Source organism: Rhodococcus sp. P14, assembly GCF_000256505.1.
GTDB lineage: Bacteria > Actinomycetota > Actinomycetes > Mycobacteriales > Mycobacteriaceae > Rhodococcus > Rhodococcus ruber.
This window is the reverse complement of the sequence record NZ_AJFC01000352.1, coordinates 1-688: the sequence shown is the minus strand read 5'-3', so window position 1 is coordinate 688 and position 688 is coordinate 1. Positions and strand designations below refer to the sequence as shown.

The following is a 688-nucleotide window of genomic DNA, read 5'->3' as shown; positions in this document are numbered from 1 at the left end:
GGGGGGGGGCGCCCCGCGGGTACGCCAGCGCGTGCACCGTCCCCGCGCGCACCCAGTCGACCCGCCCGAGGTCCATGCCGTTGTCGAACACCGACAGCGAGTTCGACGACGCGGTGGCCGTGACGAACGGCGCGCATTCCAGGCCGGGGGCGGCGGGATCGGAGAACAGGGTCAACGGCAGCGCGGTGAGCCGTTCGCCGACGCGGGTGCCGCCGGGCCGCGACAGCGCGGTGTGCCCTTCCTCGGCGCCGCGGCCCTCCATCGACCACATCAGGTAGATCATCAGGTCGGCCACCGCCGACGGCGGCAGCAGCGTCTCGTAACGCCCGGCCGGCAGCTCGACGGTGCGGCGCGCCCAGTCCAGCCGCCGCGACAGTTCCGTCAGCAGGGCGGGGGTGTCGACGTCGGTGAAGTCGCGGGTGCCGGCCCCGGCCCACGCGCTGGCCCCGTTCAGCCCGCCCCGTTTGCCGTTGATCTCCACCGATCCCTCCGGCGCGCTGAACCGGCGTCGCACCCCGCTCGAGGTGCCCAGCCAGGTCGTCGAGATCCGGTGGTGGGCGAAGCCGTAGAGCTGATCGGCACCGTCGAATCCGGCGGCGAGATCGTCGACGAGCCGCCCGAACACCGTGATGTCGGTCCCGGCCGCGGCGTCGGCCCAGTCGCCGGGCTCGCCTTCCCCGCCGACGAG

At 74.4% G+C, this 688-nt stretch carries 1 protein-coding gene; it reads right to left on the bottom strand.

Translation table 11 applies throughout. The annotated features are described in order from the left end of the window. The coding region (locus OEY_RS0124765) for a metallopeptidase TldD-related protein (RefSeq protein WP_010596434.1) at window positions 1–688 on the bottom strand (688 nt) is incomplete at both ends.